The following is an 18,196-nucleotide window of genomic DNA, read 5'->3' as shown; positions in this document are numbered from 1 at the left end:
TATACAGTTAGGGGGTATAAGCGTGTTTGAAAGACTATTAAATGCAATTGTAATATTTGGGAAAGAGCATAAACGATTAAGAACCTATTCTGTTATTGTACTATTTATAGTTTTTTATGGTTATGCTGCCATTAGCGGACTTGTTGATTTGATTGGAAAAGGGCTTCATACTTTATGGTTATTTATGAAGAATTTTTTGCTGCTGCCGAAATTAAGTTTTGATATCTCATTAAATCATACTAAAAGTATGGTTCGCGTATCCGCAGCGGCATTAAGTTTATGTTTAGTGGTGAATTTGATGCCAACATCAGTGTTTGCCGAGGAGGAAATACTGGATACCGATAATAAAATAGCCGAAACGGAATGCATAGACGGTATTTGTGAGGATGATTTGAAATGTACTGATTGCACACCTGATGATAGCAACCAGGAAAATGATCTTGATGATTCGCAAACGGATCAATGTTTATGTGATCCGGTGATTGAGAATGAGGGTGTTCATACAAACCCAGATTGTCCATTATATAATATATACAATAAACGAAAATCAGTGGTTCCTAATGCGAGGATCAATAATCTGTCATTTGATCTAACAAATATTGAGTATGAAGACTTAAGTACAGATTCGGCAGTTATTGTGAAAATAATGCCTGCTCAAGGATACAGATTACCTGATGAATCTGACATAATTGTAGAATCTAATGGTAGTGTATTAACCCTTGGGAGAGATTATATAATTGCTCGTATGGGTCAAGATTATTTGATTCAGACTACTAGATTTACAAACTTAAAAATAATAGCTCAAGGAATTGAGTTAAATCATGAAGCTGATTTGCTTAAGCTTGATATAAATTTTAAAAGCATTGAAGCTGGTTATAATTATAATTCAGATAATACTGGTTATGGTTGGATAAATGTGCCGATAGTTGAGGGACAATATGATTATAATGTAACATTGCCATTTTCGATACAAGATAAGAAAATTTATTTTGAAGTAAATAGGTCTTCTTTATCAACCATTAATCATGAAGGTTATTTATTTCTAGATAGTGAGGGTAAAGGAAAATACGAAATAGAAATTATTGCTGAAGATGGCATAACAAAAAATACGTACATTATAAATTGTAGTACATTACCTGAATTTTTAAACACAGTTTATGTTGACGGTGAAAATGGAAATGATGCAAACTTTGGTGATACTGCTGATAGGGCAGTGAAGACTTTTGAACAAGCTAAAAAATTAGTCGCAGATGAAGGGATTATTTATGTGACAGGCACTATTACTGTTGATGATAATCAAAATTGGTATTTGTCAGATAAAGGTGCAATAGTTAAAAGAGACAGCAGTTTCATAAATGGTGCAATGATTAATGTTAATTATCAAGGTAACTTAACACTTGATCATATTATTATTGATGGAAATTCAGCTGTTGTATCAGAGAGTCCTATAGTAAACGTTATTGGCGGTAAATTATTGATTAATAATGGCGCATACCTGAAAAATAATATCAATGGTACAGGGTATGGTGGTGCAGTTGTTGTTAACAATGCGAATGTATCATCTATTAATGGAAATTCTGAATACATTGGTAAAGTTATTCTAGCAGAAGGAGGCGCAATCTATAATAATAAAGCTAAATCTGGTGGCGCAGGCATATATGTACAAGGAGAGTTCACTATGACAGGGGGCAGTATAACTGGTAATTCAAGTGCTGAGGGCAACGGTGGCGGTATCCTGATTTCTAGTGATGAGCTTTGTACAATTACAGGTGGTTATATTACAAATAATAATGCTAAATATGGTGGTGGAATTTATATAACCACCGGTAAACTTGTATTAACTGGCGGTAAACTTAACAAAAATCAGTCTAAAAGCGGTGGTAATGGTATTTATTTTATGAATAATACAAATCTTGAAATTGGAGCTTCTGTTATTATTTATGATAAGATAGCATTTGAATCAGGCGCGTTTGTGGAAGTTAATAGTGACTTGACAGGGGATGTAAAGATTCCTGTTCATGTTAGCGGTAATAAAAATAATGATTTGGTAGGGAAGTCAATAGTAAAGACATCAATGGACTACGACAAAGAATTGGACATGGATAATTTTGCGATTACCTTTGATTACAAGGGATATGAAGCTAAACTGAGTAGTAATAGTAAGAGTATAGATATTGTCTTATCGAAACCATATCTGGAATTGAATCTTGATACATCAATTGAAAATGATACTGTTTGTAAGGAAGATACCTATGCGAAAAGTTATGTGAGCTTTTTCGGTGATGATCAGGGTATAGCACAAAAAGCTTATATAATTTCACTCACCGGAAATGAAAGCAAGAATACGAAAGTAACGCCTAATGATAATTATTTTGGTACGCAGTATTTTACTCTAACCATTGGAGCTGATGAAACAGCGGAAGAAATCGTTATGAAAGTCGAATTAGTCGATCATCCTGAGATCTTTGTTACTTATACATTTAAAGTTTCCGGTAATGAAAGATATGCAGTCACAGTTGAAAATAGCTATGCTGCAGATAACGGTGCTGACAAATACAGACAAGGTGAAACGGTTACTATTGATGCCGGTAAACGCTCTGGATATACCTTTGATAAATGGGTAAGCAATGATGCAGAGCTTAACTTTAAGAATGACAAAGAAAGTACAACTACCTTCATTATGCCAGACCATGCAGTAAAAGTGACCGCACAATGGATTTCAGTTAGCAGTGGTTCAAGTTCATCGAATTCACATACAGGTATCGTTGAACGAAAAGATGAAAGTTATTACTACATTAAAGGTAAACCAGCAGACCAAGGCTTCGTCTTACTTGATGAAAAAGATAAGTTAATTGATAAGCTGGCAGTCGATGAGTTTTTAACTATACCAGTAAAGGCTGATGACGTATATTTCGTAAAAGCTGATAAAACTATTGCTAAATATGAATGGATAATTTTAAATCAAAACGGGGAAGTAGAAAAAATATTGCCGGTAGGCACGTTCTTAAAGCAATATGATTCGAATTATAAAGTATATTTAGCTGATAGTGATGGTAAATTAGTTAAATCATGGACAGAAATTGAGGGCAATATTTATTATTTCAATAATGATTATACAGCTAAGAATAAATATTGGACGCTTTATCAAAATGAGTGGTATCTTTTTGATAATTACAGCTTAGTAAGAAGTCAATGGTATGCTGCTTCTAATGGCCGTTGGTATTATTTAGATCAGCAAGGTAGGATGCTGGTAAATCAATGGATAGATGGCTGTTGGATTAATGAAGATGGAATTTATTGGAGTCCTTATGTTAAATAACAATCATAAATTTATGTGATAGTGAATTTCACACTAAAGAGTCAGTCTGTTAAAAGGCTGGCTTTTTAAATGTTAATACTAGAAGTATGGAATCAATTTCGATAAGACTGAATGTATTATTGAAGCATTAAAAGCTAAACATCATGAATATTCAGTGCTTAAATGACTTACATAAAGTAATCCATTATGAGTTCAAAACTAAGAAACAGGTACCCTATTGACATATACTCAATGGGTACCTGTTTATCAATTGTATTGTTTATGGTAACGAAATAATAGATTAAAACAAATTTTTATACACATCATTGATAATGGAAATCAAATTTTCATAAGTAGGAACCTTTGTAATTCGATCCAGCATGTCTTTATTGGATATCAAAAACGATAAATAATACCATAGCTGATAAGCTCTGACATTGTTTTTATCAATAGAAACTAACATTACTAAATTAATACTCGTATCACCTTCCCAGATTATTTCTTCTTTAGGAATGCCGACGGTAATAAAGGTGCAGTCCGTGATTAAACGCTCAGGATGTGGAATTGCAAGTTTATTGCCAAAGCAGGAAGAAGCGATTTTTTCATGAAGCATTACAGAATCGTAGAGTTCATCCGACAGTTTGAATTTCTTTTTTGCTTTCTTAAATAAAATATCTATCATTTCATACTTATCTTTTACATTACCATAATAAAATAAATCTTCATCAAATTTATCTAAAATATCCTTCACACTGGTAAAGCCATTCAATGCCATTTCGATCTTTTGATAATCAGTATCAGTTAAAAAGTAATTCACCAGCATTGCTTTTGGATAAGCTTCTGCAATCTTGCTTTCCGTAGTAAGGATAGCATTGTAATCATCAAATATTTCAGGTTTAACCATTGAAGCGGAAACAGTTTTTATCTCGTTAATGTTATTAAACCATTGCTTGATTTTCTGTTGAATTAATATCGTTTCACTTTTTTGCTGAGAACAGATAAGCAGGATGTCCTTTCGATTCGCTACGGGTGTAGTCTGATTCAAACTTACTGAAAAATGCAGTGCTAAATATGATATTTCATCGTCAGATAAGCGCTCTTTATATTCAGGCAGAATTGAATAGGTAAAGGTTGACGCTATATCAAACGCAAAGGGGAATTTCTGCTTGATGGTATAAGTCATAATGTTTTTAAGCAGCATTCCTGTTTTTAAACGTGATAATAATGGGAGAATATGAAGTCCCAAAGAAATTCTTAAATTAAGATCGTTGGTTAAATCGAGATTGTAATTCTCATTAATCTGCTGAAGTCCATGGTAGATTTTTTTGTTGATTTCATCGGATATGTATTCCTGCTGATCATATTCTCTTTTACCTTGGAGATTTAAGGCTAATAAGACGACCTCACTCTCAGTATATGGGAGTGAATATTTATTGCAGCAGCTTTGTATGATTTTATTGGATATTTCAAGTACATGATGAAAAACATCATCATCCTTTAAATTGATGGACTGCTGTTCAAGGTAATTACCGCTTCGCATACGTTCAATGGCGGTAGCTATGTGAATGATTAGATTCTGCAGTGCTATATCAGAAATTTTATAATGTGAATCTACAAGAATCTGCGTTACGATGTTTTTTACCTCATTAATAATTGGCTCATCCTTTTCATTCTGAATAAAATTATGCGCGAAACATAAATTTTCCTTAATGATGCATTGTCTTTTATTGATTTCGCTGCCTTCAATTTTTAAACCGTAATAGGGTTTGCTTACCAGCGATAAATTATATTTTTTTAAGACTTCCTTAAGCAGGGCCAAATCAACAGATATCCGTGAACGGCTGATATACATTGCGTCTGCAAGGTCCTGACTTTTAATAAAATCATGGGATGTAATCAGTGTAGACAGCAGATAGTCTACCCGTGATGCCTGTACATCAAAGAAATAATTACTATTATAATCAAGCGTGAGATGATCGGCAAAACTGGCGCATAATGCTTGGTTTTTTATTAGCAGAACATGACCTTTTGAGCTGATTGATTTTAGTTCAGCACCGGCTTTTTCAACTTCATCGCGGATGACTTGAATATCGTTTTGAATTGTCCGAATGCTGATATTATATTTATCGGCAAGTATTTTTGATTTAATGATTTCATCATGATGAGCATAATAGTCCATGAAAATTTCGATTTGTCTTTTTGTCAGCATGCGCTCACCTCCACAGTCCTTTATTATTTATATAATACCATAAGCTGAAATAATTAATTTCTTCTGATTTGCGTAATGATTCGCGAAAATATGAAGAAACACGTTATAAAAAATTAATGTTATAGTGAAAGCGTGATAAGAAAGGCATGAAAATTATGGATAATTATGAAGCAATATTTAGATACGATTCAGCCTGAAAATGAAGCGTTGGTTGAAGTGATTTTAACAGCCGGAGAAATTTTGATTAAGGCAAATGCTGAGGCATACCGTATCGAAGACAGTTTAAAGCGAATGTTTTCTGCTTATAAGTGTCAAGCTGATATCATTGCTCAATCGACAAGCTTAATCGCAACGATCCGCTTCCCTGATCAGCAAACTATCACGGTGATACGGCGTGTTAATGAACATCAGACAAATCTCAATCATGTTCATACAATCAACAGCATATCACGGAATCTTACTGATGGGAAATATACTTTATCTCAGGCTGCCAATGCGATGGATGAATTGCTTATATCATCGAATACAAGCCGTAATAAAAGGCTGTATAAGCTTGGCTTCTTGATGCTTGGGTGCAGTTTTTCTCTCGTCTTTAAGGGCGGCTTTAATGAATTTATTGCATCATTTCTGAATGGATGCATTTATGTATTGCTTTTGGTATTAAATGATGCAGCAGGATTGTCTGAGCTTATGTTTGATTTATTGGCATCATTGGTTCTATCGTTATCGGTAATTGCTTTAACTGCCTTATTCACTTATTTTAGAATGTCTTTCGATGGTTCCATTGTCTTAATTTCATCAATTATGCCAATGGTGCCTGGCATTGCACTGACTAATGCGCTGCGTGATTTATTAAATGGTGATTTTGTATCAGGATCTAACCGTTTATTGGAGGCATTGGTTATTGCGGGTACGATTGCGGTAGGTATTGGATTTGGTATGGGAATCGGCGGCGATGGTTTATGGTTTTAGAAGTCTTTGGAGCTTTTATGACAAGCGTAGCTTATTCATTGGTAATGCAGGTTCCTTTCGATAAAATCATACCGGCGTCTGTCAACGGAGCATTTGCGTGGTTTATCTTTTTATTGCTTAATAATATGTGCGGGCTGGCTTTCAGTACATATATTGCAGGCATCTGTATGTCAATGGGTACCCAATTGCTTTCAAGAAAATATAAGACACCTATTACCGTGATACTGATACCAAGTTTTATACCTTTTGTACCGGGCGCTGACATATATAAATGTATGTTTTATTTGATGAAAGGTCAGTCATCGCTTTCTGTTTATCATTTAGGATTGACCATTACGGTAGCTGGTATGATTGGCTTAGGCGCATTGAGCGTAGAAGCGCTGCTGCGATTAATTAAAAAAGCGGCATTATAAAAAACAAGATAAGGATGAGGTACTTTTATGGAAGAAAAAATTATCTTACTGACACATGGGGACTGGGGAAAAGCGCTTAAGTCCAGTGTGGAAATGATTCTCGGAAAAGCAGATTTTGTATCTGCGGTAGCGTTAACCCCTGAAATGCTGCTGGCGGAATTTAGGCAGGCAGTAGAGGCGGCGATTCTGGCAGAGGTAAAAAAAGCTCAGGAAAAACATGTTTTGCTGCATATAACATTAATGACCGATGTTTTTGGCGGTACACCGACTAATGTTGCGGCAGTGATTGCGAAAGAACGGGAAGATTGTGCAATCAGTGTAATCACCGGTCTTAATTGTCCGCTGCTGATTGAGGCTTGTACACAAATTTCGTTCGGCGGTGAGTTGGATATAAAGAAGGTACTTGCCAGCTGCCAATCATCAATTTTTGATGTTATGGAGAAGATTACAGGGAAATAAAAATCATTATATTGAAGCTATTTATTATTTGTTACTTAAAAGGAGGGTGTAACATGAACAATATTGTATTGTGCCGTATTGACAGCCGTTTGATTCACGGACAGGTCATGACAAAGTGGGTTCAGCAATCACAGGCGAATAAGATTGTTATTATCAGTGATGCTGTTGCCAAGGATTTATTTTTATTGGAGATTTATAAAATGTCAGCGCCTCCGGGCATCGTGATTGAATGCTATGGCATTGAAGCTGCCGTTGAAAAATGGCAGAATCATGAATTTGAGACAGGTAAAATCTTATTGCTGCTTCCGGATATTAAAACGCTGAGTGAGTTAGCGGCTAAAGGTGTGTTGGTGAATAAGGTTCAGATTGGCGGCTTAGGCGGCGGTCCGAGCCGTAAGGTCGTTTATCAAAACATTACCCTTGATGATGCTGACGCAAATGCTTTACAGGCATTAAGCAGTCAGGGTGTGGATATTATTTTTCAGACAATTCCAGAGGATAATCCTTTGAAATTTGAAGATGCATTAAATCGGTTTAAACGCTGATCATTCGACGGGATGATCTTAAGGCATTCGTATGCGAAAGCTTAGCTTATGAATATTGCTTTTAGAGAAAGGAGATCAGAAACTTAAATAGTTTCGTAAATCAAATGGGAAATACTTTAATTATTGCCATATGTATGGGGTTGTATTATTGGATTTGCAGATTGCGTTTTGGTTATACTTTTTCAAGCATGCTGCTTCAGCCAGTAGTAATTGGTATCTTTGTAGGGGTGCTTTCAGGAAAAATGGTTGAGGCTATGCAGATCGGCGCGGCTTTACAGCTTGTTTATCTTGGTGTGACATCAACACCGGGCGGTAATGTGCCTAATGATCCGGCTTTAGCTGGCTGTATTGCTATTCCGATCGGTGTACTTTCCGGTATGAGTCCAGAAGTAGCGATTACACTCGCAGTTCCTTTTGGGGTTATTGGTGTATTTGTTGATCAGATTCGCCGTACAACGAATACCTTGTGGGTACATAAAGCAGATCAATATGCGGAAGAAGGAAATTCACGCGGTATTTTTACATGTGCTTATATTTTACCTACGATTGTTGGCTTCATCATCCGTTTTCCAATCGTATTTGTTATTGATTTCTATGGTGTAGAATTTGCTAAACAGGTATTGACTATGATTCCTGATTGGCTGCTGCATTCTTTTGAGGTTATGGGCGGTATCTTACCGGCTTTAGGCTTTGCAATTACGTTAACTGTTATTGGTAAGAAGCAGCTAATTCCATTCTTTATTATCGGTTTCTTTATGGTTAAATATTTCAGTCTTGATGTTATGGCAGTCGCTATCTTTGCAGTAGCTACGGCATCACTCTTATATTTATTCTTATTCAGGAAGGAGGAAATATCATAATGGAAGAGTCTAAAATGAATGAAGTAAGATTAACTAAAAAAGATGTTAATCGGTGTATGAATCGATTATATATCGGTGCTGAGATGTCCAATTCTTATGAACGTCTTCAGGCATTAGTATTTTGTGCTTCCATGATTCCTGCTTTAAAGAAGCTTTATCCTGAAAAGGAAGAGTATGTTCAGGCATTAAAGCGGCATCTGGTTTTCTATAACACAGATTCTATTCCTGGTGGTATAATATTAGGTATCACATTAGGTATGGAAGAAGAAAAGGCAAATGGCGGCAGTATTACTGACGATGCCATCACAAGTATTAAAACAGGTTTGATGGGGCCGGTAGCGGCTGTCGGTGATACGTTGATTTGGGCTGCATACATGCCGATTCTAATTGCTTTATTCCTGCCCTTTGCGAAAAATGGCAATCCGATTGGCGGTATCCTGCCGCTGCTGATTTATCCTATCAGTACATATTATCTGATGAAATATATGACGCAGAAAGGATATCAGCTGGGCCGTGAATCCGTATTGAAAATTTTGAAGAACGGGTCAATGCAAGCGGTAATTTTCTTTGCCAATGTAGTTGGTTTAATGATGATGGGGGCTTTGACAGCGGGGAATGTTTCTATTTCAACGCCGTTAAGTCTGTCTGCCAGTGGATCTGAGTTTGCTTTACAGGCATTTTTAGACAGTGTAGTTCCCGGTATTCTGCCATTAGCCGCAGTTTTCGCAATTTATATTTATATGGCTAAGAAGGGACAAAATTTTAACCGCATTTTATTGGTTATCTTAATTGTTTCAGTTATAGGATCATTATTAGGTATTTTATAAACTGCTGATGCAGGAAGGAGGAAGTATAATGAAGTTTTTATGGAAAGGTAAGCTTGTTGAACAGCAAGAGATGAATATTGATTTCAATGACCGCGGTTATCAATTCGGCGACGGTATTTATGAGTTCGTGAGAGTGTATAACGGAAAGCTGTTCGCTTTGGAAGAGCATCTGGATCGTTTTGAAAATTCTGCCCGTCTGCTGGATATGAATTTGAATTATACTCGTGATGAAATCCGTCAATTCTTCTATGACTTGGTAGAAGCAAATGATTTAGACAGCGGCAATGTATACATGCAGTTTACTCGCGGTGATGGTAAACCAAGAAACCATAATTATCCTGATTTTAAAGATCAGCAATCGGTTGTATCCGGCTGTGTGTCTCATTATTACCGCGGCACGGATAAGATTGAAAATGGTGTGTCAGCAATCTTGTATCCTGATAAACGCTGGCTTCTTTGCAATGCGAAGTCCTTGAATCTGCTTCCTAACTGTATGGCAATTGCTGAAGCAAAAAAACACGGTGCTGATAAAGCGATTCTGTATCGTGACGGTTATATCACTGAAGAACGTGCGGGTAATGTTCTTATCGTTAAAAATGGTGAAGTTTTCACCACACCTGATGGACCTGAGATTCTGCCGGGTATTACTAAATTGCTTGTGCTGCAGATCTGCCGTAAAAAATGTATTCCTTATGAAGAACGCAAATTTACAATCAATGAACTACTGGATGCTGATGAGGTAATTGTTACCGATTCAAAAACAGAAGTTTGTCCAATTATAAAAATCAATGATAAGGTTATCGGTAATGGTCAGCGCGGGCCAGTTACTAAGCTGCTTGATGATGAATATAAGAATTTAATTATTGAGCAGTGCGGCAAAGTAATGTAGCAGGAGGCAGTCATATGAACTTTAATGAGGTACTGGATCAACGCCGATTGCTGCCGTTGTATACAGTCAAAGATTTAGAAGAATGCTTAGCGGTAGGCAAATGCCTCGTTGAAGGTAATCTGCCAATTATTGAAGTTGCTTTTCGTTCTGATTATGCGGCTGAAGGGATCAAGGCTTTATCGTCAATTGATGGTTTGCTGGTTGGCGCCGGCACAGTAAAAACAACAGCACAGGCACAGCAGGCGATTGAAAGCGGCGCGGCGTTCCTTGTTACCCCTGGTCTATCCGCAGAAGTCGTGGAATATGCCAAAGAGCAGAATGTACCTATTGTAGCCGGTGCTGTGACACCCTCTGAAATCATGCAGGCTAATCAGTTAGGTTTAACATGCCTGAAGTTCTTTCCAGCAGATGTATATGGTGGTATTTCAGCATTAAAGGCACTGCATGGCCCTTTCTTTGAATCGACTTTTGTACCGACCGGCGGTGTTACGCTTGAAAATTATAAAGAGTATCTTGCCTTGAATTATGTCAAAGCGGTTGGCGGCAGCTTTATACTTCCCAAGGAGCTGCTGAAAGCAAAGGATTGGCAAGGCTTAAGCTCATTTATTAAAGGTTTATAACAATATTAAGCAGGAATTGTTTGATTGACATATCCTGCTTTTTCTTTATGCTTTATAATAGGAATTAAAGGGAGCTGATAGGATGAGTGAATATTCTGAACTGATTAAACATTTTGAACCGCTGCGTGAATATATGCGTGACTTTTATGTTTATGGGTTTAAAGGCCGTGAAGATTTCAAAGGAAAAAGCCTGCGCAGCTATGATAATGAACGGCGCAGGATAGAAAGCTATCTCGGCGATACGATGGCTTTCCGTCAGGAAAAGAACGGTAAAAAGGTATTTTTATCTGTTGACAGCAGTGAGATTTATGAGAATCCATTTTACCGCGTGTTCAAGGCAAAATCATTCACCCGCAATGATATTATGCTGCATTTCTATCTTCTTGATTTGCTTCAAAATGATACGGCTATGAGTGCGTCAGAGCTTGAAAGTGCCATTGCCGATCAATATATGTCCTTTTTTGAAAAGCCTGTGCTGCTTGATGTGTCAACCATTCGCAAGAAGCTGCAAGAGTATGAACAGTTAGGGCTGCTGCAATCAAAAATGATCGGTAAGAAAAAGGTCTATATGCGGACAGATTCAATGATTAATCCAGCACCAGCTGTTGACGCGGTACGCTATTTTTCTGAAGTTTCACCTTTAGGAGTCATCGGTTCTACTCTTCTTGATAGAATTAATGAACCATCCATCGCTTTAGGCTTTAAGCATCACTACATCGTACATGCATTAGAGAGTGAAGTCTGTTATGCCTTATTAGAAGCGATTCATCATCATCAAAGAATTGAAGCAGTCTGTTATACAGGCCGTGCCCAAAATATTAAGCATTCATTGATTCCTTTAAAAATATTAATCAGCGTACAGGGCGGCCGTCAATATGTATGTGCCTATAATACATTAAAGCATCGCTTTATGTCGATTCGTCTTGATAATATCCAATCGATTGCGGTATGTGAGTACAGCGTACAATTTGAACATGCCTTAAAACAGCTGAATCACCTGTTGGAGCATACATGGGGAGTATCATTTAAAGACGGCAGACGTCTTGAGCATCTTGAAATGATATTAGAAATACAGCCATATGAACAATACATTCTTCATCGCGTTGAAAGAGAAGGCCGCATGGGAAAGCTCGAGGCAGTCAGCGATACACTTTACAAATTCAGTATTGATCTTTATGATGCCATGGAAATGCTGCCGTGGATCAGAACCTTTATCGGCCGGATTGTAAAGCTTGAATGCGATAATCCATTAGTGACAGCTACTTTTTATAAGGATTTTAATTTGATGCTGAATATGAATGGAGTTGATACAAGTGCTGTTCAGTGAGATATATAACGCATATTTCAAAGCGATGGCAGAGCTGCTTACCGCGGCTCTTGATGAATCCTTGGATACTGCGAAAGCCATGGAGATTATTAATCACTGTGCTTTTAGGGAAAGCTTTACGGTAATTTTAGATGCTATCAGAAATGAGGAATGGCTGCTGATGAACCGGCAGTATCAAACACCGCTGCACAACATACCGAGCCAGCCGTTTTCATTGCTGCAGCTGCGTTTTCTTAAAACCATAACCCTTGATCCCCGCTTATCCTTATTTGGCAATATCATTGAATTGCCTGAGGATATTGAACCCTTATATACGGCTGATGATATTTATTATTTTGATCAGATCAAGGATGGCGACCCTTATGAATCCGAGGAATACCGCAGCCATTTTCAAGAAATTCATCATGCGTTAAAGCATCAGAAAATGCTGTCAGTCATTTATCAGGGAAAAGCGAAACGCCGTCATATCAATGTTCATCCATCTAAACTGGAATACTCACTAAAAGACGATAAATTCAGACTGATTGCATACTGGGAAGGACGTTCAATCATCTTAAATCTTGCCCGTATAGTTGAATGCAGTGAGCTTTCTGATAACTGCATACCATCACTGCCAAAAATGAAGAAAGCATCTGTGACTGTTGAAATCATTGATGTCAGAAACGCGCTGGAACGGGCAATGCTGCATTTTGCCAATTATGAAAAAGAAACACGGCAGATTTCAGATACGGTGTATCATATGAAATGTTCGTATAATAAAAGCGATGAAACAGAGGTGCTGATTCGGATTCTTTCTTTTGGGCCGATGCTGCGTGTTTTAGAACCAGCATCATTTGTTAAACAAATAAATGAGCGTTTGCTAAGGCAGGCTAAACTGATTAAGGATTATGAACTTATTGAAAATCATGATTAAATGAATATCCGCGTCATTGAGAAATTCGATGACGTTTTTTTCTGCATTCTATAAGTTCGCAGCTTTTTTTCCATGATTATCCAGACAGTATCCCGTAAACTATGGGTACAAGGTCATCGATACGCTGGGCGTTTTATTTCCCGCAGTGCCTGAGGTCTCCCGAAAGGTATGCTGGTGATTCTTGGATACAGGTTCGATTCCTGTTCGGATTTAACCATCCGTCTTGGTAAGGAAAACTTAGCCGCAAGGCCCATTGTAGAGACGAAGCTGCACACAGCCGCCATTTGCGGGCTGTAAATAATCTGTCTGCCTTGCCGGTTTTCGGATACCGATGATGAGATCATTAAGCCATAGCTCAGCTCCCGCTTATTGCTTCCATCATCTTAAGAAAGCTGCCGCATTCAGATTATGCAGACGAGTCTAATTAAAGGAGGAACTGTGATGAAACAGATTATAAATGAAAATGAAAGAGGCTTATTATTTAAAAAAGGTTTATTTGTGAAGATGCTGATGCCGGGCTGTGTCCGTTATTTTGGTAAAGCTAAAGAAATCAAAATTGTGTCGCTGAATGATGAATTCCAAATTGAAGATTATGATTTAAACATCTTCCTCAGCAACCCTGAGTTAGCGGCTCAGCTTGATCTTGTTGAGATTAAGGATCAAACTTTTGTACTGCACTTTGTAAATGACTGCTTTGCAGGCTGTCTGACAAGAGGCCGCCGCGCGTTCTGGAATGTCTATGATAAACATACATTTGTAACCGTAGATACGTCTAATGCAGAAGTGGCAGAGGATTTTCCAAAGTATTTATTCGCTAAAATCTCAAAGCAGCTTTATACGAAAATTGATGTAGCGGCTCATGAAAAGGCACTGCTTTATATTGATAAGAAATTGAATCGCGTATTAAATGGCGGTACTTACTATTTCTGGAATAATGAATCGGAAATTACCGTTCAGCATGTTGATACACGGCTTCTGCAGATGGATATCTGCGGTCAGGAAATGCTGACGCTGGATAAGGTTACACTGCGCATCAACTTCGTCTGCCGATATGTGGTGAAGGATGCTGTGCGTCTTTGTACAGAGATTGCCGACTTTCAAAATCAGATCTATGTTGTCTTCCAGCAAGTGCTGCGTGAATTTGTCGGCAAGTACCGCCTTGATGAAATCTTAGAGAATAAAGAACAAATGTCAGAATATGTTTATCAGGCAGTCAAGGCTAGAGAAGATGAATTCTATATCAGCATCAAGGATGCCGGTTTAAAGGATATTATTCTGCCGGGTGAAATCCGCAATATCATGAATACTGTGTTAATTGCGGAAAAGCGGGCACAGGCTAATGTCATCACTCGCCGCGAAGAAGTCGCTTCCACAAGAAGCCTGTTGAATACCGCGAAGCTCATGGATGAGAATAAGACATTATATAAATTAAAAGAACTCGAATATTTAGAGAAGATCTGTGAAAATGTCGGCACGATTACCGTCAATGGCGGCAATGATCTGCTTGCTAATCTTCGCAATCTGATGAAAGGAGATTAACTATGTTAGAAATTAAGGGGAAATACAATCATGCAAAGGTATTTACCGATACCATCGAAGAATCAGCGATTGAACAGATTCAGACTTTATGTGATATGCCTTATACAGCGGGTCTTAAAATCCGCATCATGCCTGATGTACATGCCGGTGCGGGCTGTACGATTGGTACTACGATGGAAATTAAAGATAAAGTGGTGCCGAATTTAGTAGGCGTAGATATCGGCTGCGGGATGGAAGTTGTGCGTCTGGCAGAAACTGAATTAGATCTTGAAAAATTAGATCAGATCATTCATACACACATTCCATCAGGGTTTCATATCCGTACCCAGCCGCATGCTTACAGTGAAAAAATCAATCTCCATGAGCTGAAATGCGCGCCTTTTGTCAAGCTTGATCGAGCGGTGAAAAGTATCGGTACATTAGGCGGCGGCAATCATTTCATCGAAATTGACAAAGATGATGAGGGACAGCTGTATCTGGTGATCCACTCAGGCAGCCGGCATTTAGGCAATGAGGCAGCGCATCATTATCAGCGGCTTGGCTGGCAGCGAATGAATCATTTTGATCCTAAAACAATTGCTGATATGATTGTGGAATATCGTAAAAGCGGCCGTGAACAGGAAATACAAAAAGAGATTGAACGCATGAAAAATATCCAGCGTTCAGATATTCCGGCTTCGCTGGCTTATGTCGAGGAGGATTTGTTTGAAGACTATCTTCATGACCTGGTGATTATTCAGCAATTTGCGATGCTGAACCGTCAGGCAATCGCTGATGAAATTATGACGGCGATGAATCTGCATGCTGCTGATCAATTTACAACCATTCATAACTATATTGATACTGAAACGATGATTCTTAGAAAAGGAGCAGTGTCAGCCAAAAAGGGAGAAATCCTTTTGATTCCAATTAATATGCGTGATGGTTCATTGATCTGCATGGGCAAGGGAAATCCTGACTGGAATGAATCAGCACCGCATGGCGCCGGCCGATTATTCAGCCGAATGTCTGCCCGTAAGCAGTTTACTCTGGAAGCTTTTAAGGCATCAATGGAAGGTATCTATACAACCTCAATTCAACCGGAGACATTGGATGAATGCCCGATGGCTTACAAAGATATGAATGAAATTATAAAGAATATAGAACCCACTGTGGAGCTTATAAGAATTATAAAACCAATCTACAATTTTAAGGCAGGTGAATAAAATGCGTAATCAAGTGCAGGAAAAATTAAATCAGATTGCTTTGGATCATCATGTGCGTATTCTCTTTGCGGCTGAATCAGGCAGCCGAGCTTGGGGCTTTGCCTCTGCGGACAGTGATTTTGATGTGCGTTTTATCTATGCGAGAGAGTTGTCTGATTATTTGAAATTAGAGAAACAGCGGGATGTGATTGAACTGCCGGTAGACGCGGTTTGGGATATCAACGGCTGGGATCTGAAAAAGGCGCTGAAGCTGCTGCATGATGGCAATCCTACGCTTTTAGAGTGGCTGCATTCGCCGATTATTTACCAAACCTCAGACGCGGCAGAACAATTGCTTCATTGTTCACAAAATTTTAATGTCCGCCGTGCTGCGTTTCATTATTTGAAGATTGCTGAAAATGTATATGCCCAGTGCAGCGGCAGTCAGATTCAGCCTAAAAAATATCTCTATGTAATGCGAGGACTTCTCGCGTGTCAGTGGATACTTGAAAAAGCCTGTCCGCCGCCCGTGCGCTTTACCGATTTGATGACAGCTGAACTGAACGATCCATTGAGTCAGATACTTCTCGATTTAATGGCAGCAAAGCAGCAAGCATGTGAAAAAGATACAATAAATCGAATTGAAGCGCTGGATCTATTCATTGAAAGTCAGCTGATTGCTTTAAACCAAAAGGCTGAAGCATTGGTTAAACAGGATGTACAATCATGGGAGCCATTTAATGATTGCTTTATGCGTATTCTTCAATCATAAATTTTCTGTTTACGAAAAACAGTTTGTTTTATCAGTACAATTTATACTGATTGCAGTTGACCAACTTTATTCTATGTGATATATTTATAACATAAAGATAGAAATATATCACATAGGAGGAGTATCATGAAAAGTCACAAATATCTATATGGAGCAATGAGCTTACTTTCGTTATTAGGCTTTATTGGCATATTTACAGAAGAAAAAGGATTTTTAGGCTTCTTTGCATTTGCAGTTAATTTAGAATATTTTTTTATAAAATCTGATGAAATGTTGGAAGAGTATATGAATAAATCAGCTTCAAGAGCATTTTATTGTGGAATGATTATGACAGCAATCATTACAACAATCTATTTTCTATTCCAGAATCGTGCTGGGCATGATGCTCTTTCAATAGGCTTTGCATCTGGCTGGGCTGTTTCAGTTATCGTCTATGCTTTATCTACGGCATTTTATGGCTTTAAAGAAAAGTGGGAATTAAGTAATGATTGAGAATAGAATTAAAGAATTTCGAGCAAAGAACGACATGAAGCAAGAGGATTTAGCACAATTGGTAGGTGTGCGCCGAGAGACAATTGGCAATCTTGAAAAAGGGAGATACAATCCTTCTTTGGTTCTAGCTTGGAATATAGCAAAAGTATTTGGTGTCACTATTGAGGAGATTTTCACTGTTATCGACGATTGCATAAGCAGCTAATTACAAATTTGTTAAAGAAAACCATCGGTTATGTATCCCTGTTGAGCATAATCGATGTTTTTTTTCGCAATTATGTACAAATCCCTGTTGCCCTAAAATCAAAATATCCCTTATTTTGCGGCCATTATCGCCATTACTAATGATTCTCTTACGCTTTTTCTCTACTCAAAAGAAAAAAGCGTTGCGGAAAAGTATTCGCAGAAATGGAATAATAAAGGCAAGGAGGTATTGTTTATGAGTTTTCCAAAAGATTTTTACTGGGGCGGCGCAACCGCTGCCAATCAGTGTGAGGGTGCATGGAACGCAGATGGCCGCGGCATGGCTTTGACGGATGTCACTACCGGCGGTTCAGTCAAGGAACCAAGAATGATCACTTATATCGGTGCTGACGGCAAACCGGGAAAGATCAGAAGTATGGGTGAAGCGCTTCCTGAGGGTGCTAAATATGCCGTGCTTGATGATTGCTATTATCCAAATCATGACGGCATCGATTTCTATCACCGCTATAAAGAGGATATCGCTTTGTTTGCGGAAATGGGCTTTAAAATGTTCAGAATGTCAATCTCATGGTCTCGTCTCTATCCTAACGGTGATGAATTAGAGCCTAATCATAAGGGGATTGAATTCTATCGCTCAGTATTTGAAGAATGTAAAAAGTATAACATCGAACCA

At 38.0% G+C, this 18,196-nt stretch carries 18 protein-coding genes; 17 read left to right on the top strand and 1 reads right to left on the bottom strand.

Annotated features, from left to right (window positions below):
• The first annotated feature begins 22 nt into the window (after positions 1-22).
• A complete protein-coding gene (locus DAHG_RS09170; protein ID WP_022938049.1) occupies positions 23-3,319 on the top strand; it encodes an InlB B-repeat-containing protein in 3,297 nt (1,098 codons plus the stop codon).
• A 280-nt stretch (positions 3,320-3,599) separates the two neighbouring features.
• Here DAHG_RS09170 and DAHG_RS09165 read toward each other — a convergent pair whose 3' ends face one another.
• A complete protein-coding gene (locus DAHG_RS09165) occupies positions 3,600-5,507 on the bottom strand; it encodes a BglG family transcription antiterminator (protein WP_022938048.1) in 1,908 nt (635 codons plus the stop codon).
• A 165-nt stretch (positions 5,508-5,672) separates the two neighbouring features.
• Here DAHG_RS09165 and DAHG_RS09160 point away from each other — a divergent pair, with 165 nt between their 5' ends.
• The 16 genes from DAHG_RS09160 to DAHG_RS19255 all read left to right on the top strand — a co-directional run.
• Positions 5,673-6,479, top strand: coding sequence for a threonine/serine exporter family protein (locus DAHG_RS09160; protein ID WP_022938047.1), 807 nt, complete (start codon positions 5,673-5,675; stop codon positions 6,477-6,479).
• The gene (locus tag DAHG_RS09155; RefSeq protein WP_022938046.1) at positions 6,470-6,892 is read left to right on the top strand and encodes a threonine/serine exporter family protein; all 423 of its coding nucleotides are present in this window, start codon (positions 6,470-6,472) and stop codon (positions 6,890-6,892) included. The genes DAHG_RS09160 and DAHG_RS09155 overlap by 10 nt, the downstream gene beginning before the upstream one ends.
• A gap of 27 nt (positions 6,893-6,919) precedes the next feature.
• On the top strand, positions 6,920-7,351 hold the full coding sequence (locus DAHG_RS19260; protein WP_022938045.1) for a PTS sugar transporter subunit IIA: 432 nt from the start codon (positions 6,920-6,922) through the stop codon (positions 7,349-7,351).
• Between the two features lie 53 nt (positions 7,352-7,404).
• Positions 7,405-7,896: a PTS system mannose/fructose/N-acetylgalactosamine-transporter subunit IIB gene (locus tag DAHG_RS09145; RefSeq protein ID WP_022938044.1), complete on the top strand. Its 492-nt coding sequence runs from the start codon at positions 7,405-7,407 to the stop codon at positions 7,894-7,896.
• 104 nt (positions 7,897-8,000) lie between these two features.
• Positions 8,001-8,756 (top strand): PTS mannose/fructose/sorbose/N-acetylgalactosamine transporter subunit IIC, encoded by a 756-nt coding sequence (locus DAHG_RS09140; protein WP_022938043.1) that lies wholly within the window; start codon positions 8,001-8,003, stop codon positions 8,754-8,756.
• A complete protein-coding gene (locus tag DAHG_RS09135; RefSeq protein WP_022938042.1) occupies positions 8,756-9,583 on the top strand; it encodes a PTS system mannose/fructose/sorbose family transporter subunit IID in 828 nt (275 codons plus the stop codon). Before DAHG_RS09140 ends, DAHG_RS09135 begins: the two co-directional genes overlap by 1 nt.
• Positions 9,584-9,611: 28 nt before the next feature.
• Positions 9,612-10,472 carry a D-amino-acid transaminase gene (dat, locus tag DAHG_RS09130; protein WP_022938041.1) on the top strand — a complete coding sequence of 287 codons (861 nt, stop codon included), beginning with the start codon at positions 9,612-9,614 and terminating at the stop codon, positions 10,470-10,472.
• A gap of 14 nt (positions 10,473-10,486) precedes the next feature.
• On the top strand, positions 10,487-11,092 hold the full coding sequence (locus DAHG_RS09125; protein WP_022938040.1) for a bifunctional 4-hydroxy-2-oxoglutarate aldolase/2-dehydro-3-deoxy-phosphogluconate aldolase: 606 nt from the start codon (positions 10,487-10,489) through the stop codon (positions 11,090-11,092).
• A gap of 82 nt (positions 11,093-11,174) precedes the next feature.
• On the top strand, positions 11,175-12,419 hold the full coding sequence (locus DAHG_RS09120) for a WYL domain-containing protein (RefSeq protein WP_022938039.1): 1,245 nt from the start codon (positions 11,175-11,177) through the stop codon (positions 12,417-12,419).
• The gene (locus tag DAHG_RS09115) at positions 12,391-13,332 is read left to right on the top strand and encodes a WYL domain-containing protein (RefSeq protein ID WP_051151196.1); all 942 of its coding nucleotides are present in this window, start codon (positions 12,391-12,393) and stop codon (positions 13,330-13,332) included. Before DAHG_RS09120 ends, DAHG_RS09115 begins: the two co-directional genes overlap by 29 nt.
• A 441-nt stretch (positions 13,333-13,773) precedes the next feature.
• Entirely contained in the window at positions 13,774-14,871 is a 1,098-nt protein-coding gene (locus DAHG_RS09110) for a slipin family protein (protein ID WP_022938037.1), read from the top strand.
• Between the two features lie 2 nt (positions 14,872-14,873).
• Positions 14,874-16,076: an RtcB family protein gene (locus DAHG_RS09105; protein WP_022938036.1), complete on the top strand. Its 1,203-nt coding sequence runs from the start codon at positions 14,874-14,876 to the stop codon at positions 16,074-16,076.
• A 1-nt stretch (position 16,077) separates the two neighbouring features.
• Entirely contained in the window at positions 16,078-16,827 is a 750-nt protein-coding gene (locus tag DAHG_RS09100) for a nucleotidyltransferase domain-containing protein (RefSeq protein ID WP_022938035.1), read from the top strand.
• Between the two features lie 126 nt (positions 16,828-16,953).
• Positions 16,954-17,319, top strand: coding sequence for a DUF3796 domain-containing protein (locus DAHG_RS09095; protein ID WP_022938034.1), 366 nt, complete (start codon positions 16,954-16,956; stop codon positions 17,317-17,319).
• Positions 17,312-17,524 (top strand): helix-turn-helix transcriptional regulator, encoded by a 213-nt coding sequence (locus tag DAHG_RS09090; protein WP_022938033.1) that lies wholly within the window; start codon positions 17,312-17,314, stop codon positions 17,522-17,524. The genes DAHG_RS09095 and DAHG_RS09090 overlap by 8 nt, the downstream gene beginning before the upstream one ends.
• 234 nt (positions 17,525-17,758) lie before the next feature.
• Positions 17,759-18,196: family 1 glycosylhydrolase (locus DAHG_RS19255; RefSeq protein ID WP_034456898.1), on the top strand; the 438-nt coding region annotated here is incomplete at its 3' end.

This window comes from Dielma fastidiosa, assembly GCF_000313565.1.
In the GTDB taxonomy this organism is placed as follows: domain Bacteria; phylum Bacillota_I; class Bacilli_A; order Erysipelotrichales; family Erysipelotrichaceae; genus Dielma; species Dielma fastidiosa.
Note: the sequence above shows the minus strand (reverse complement) of the source record. Positions and strands in the feature narration are given on the sequence as shown.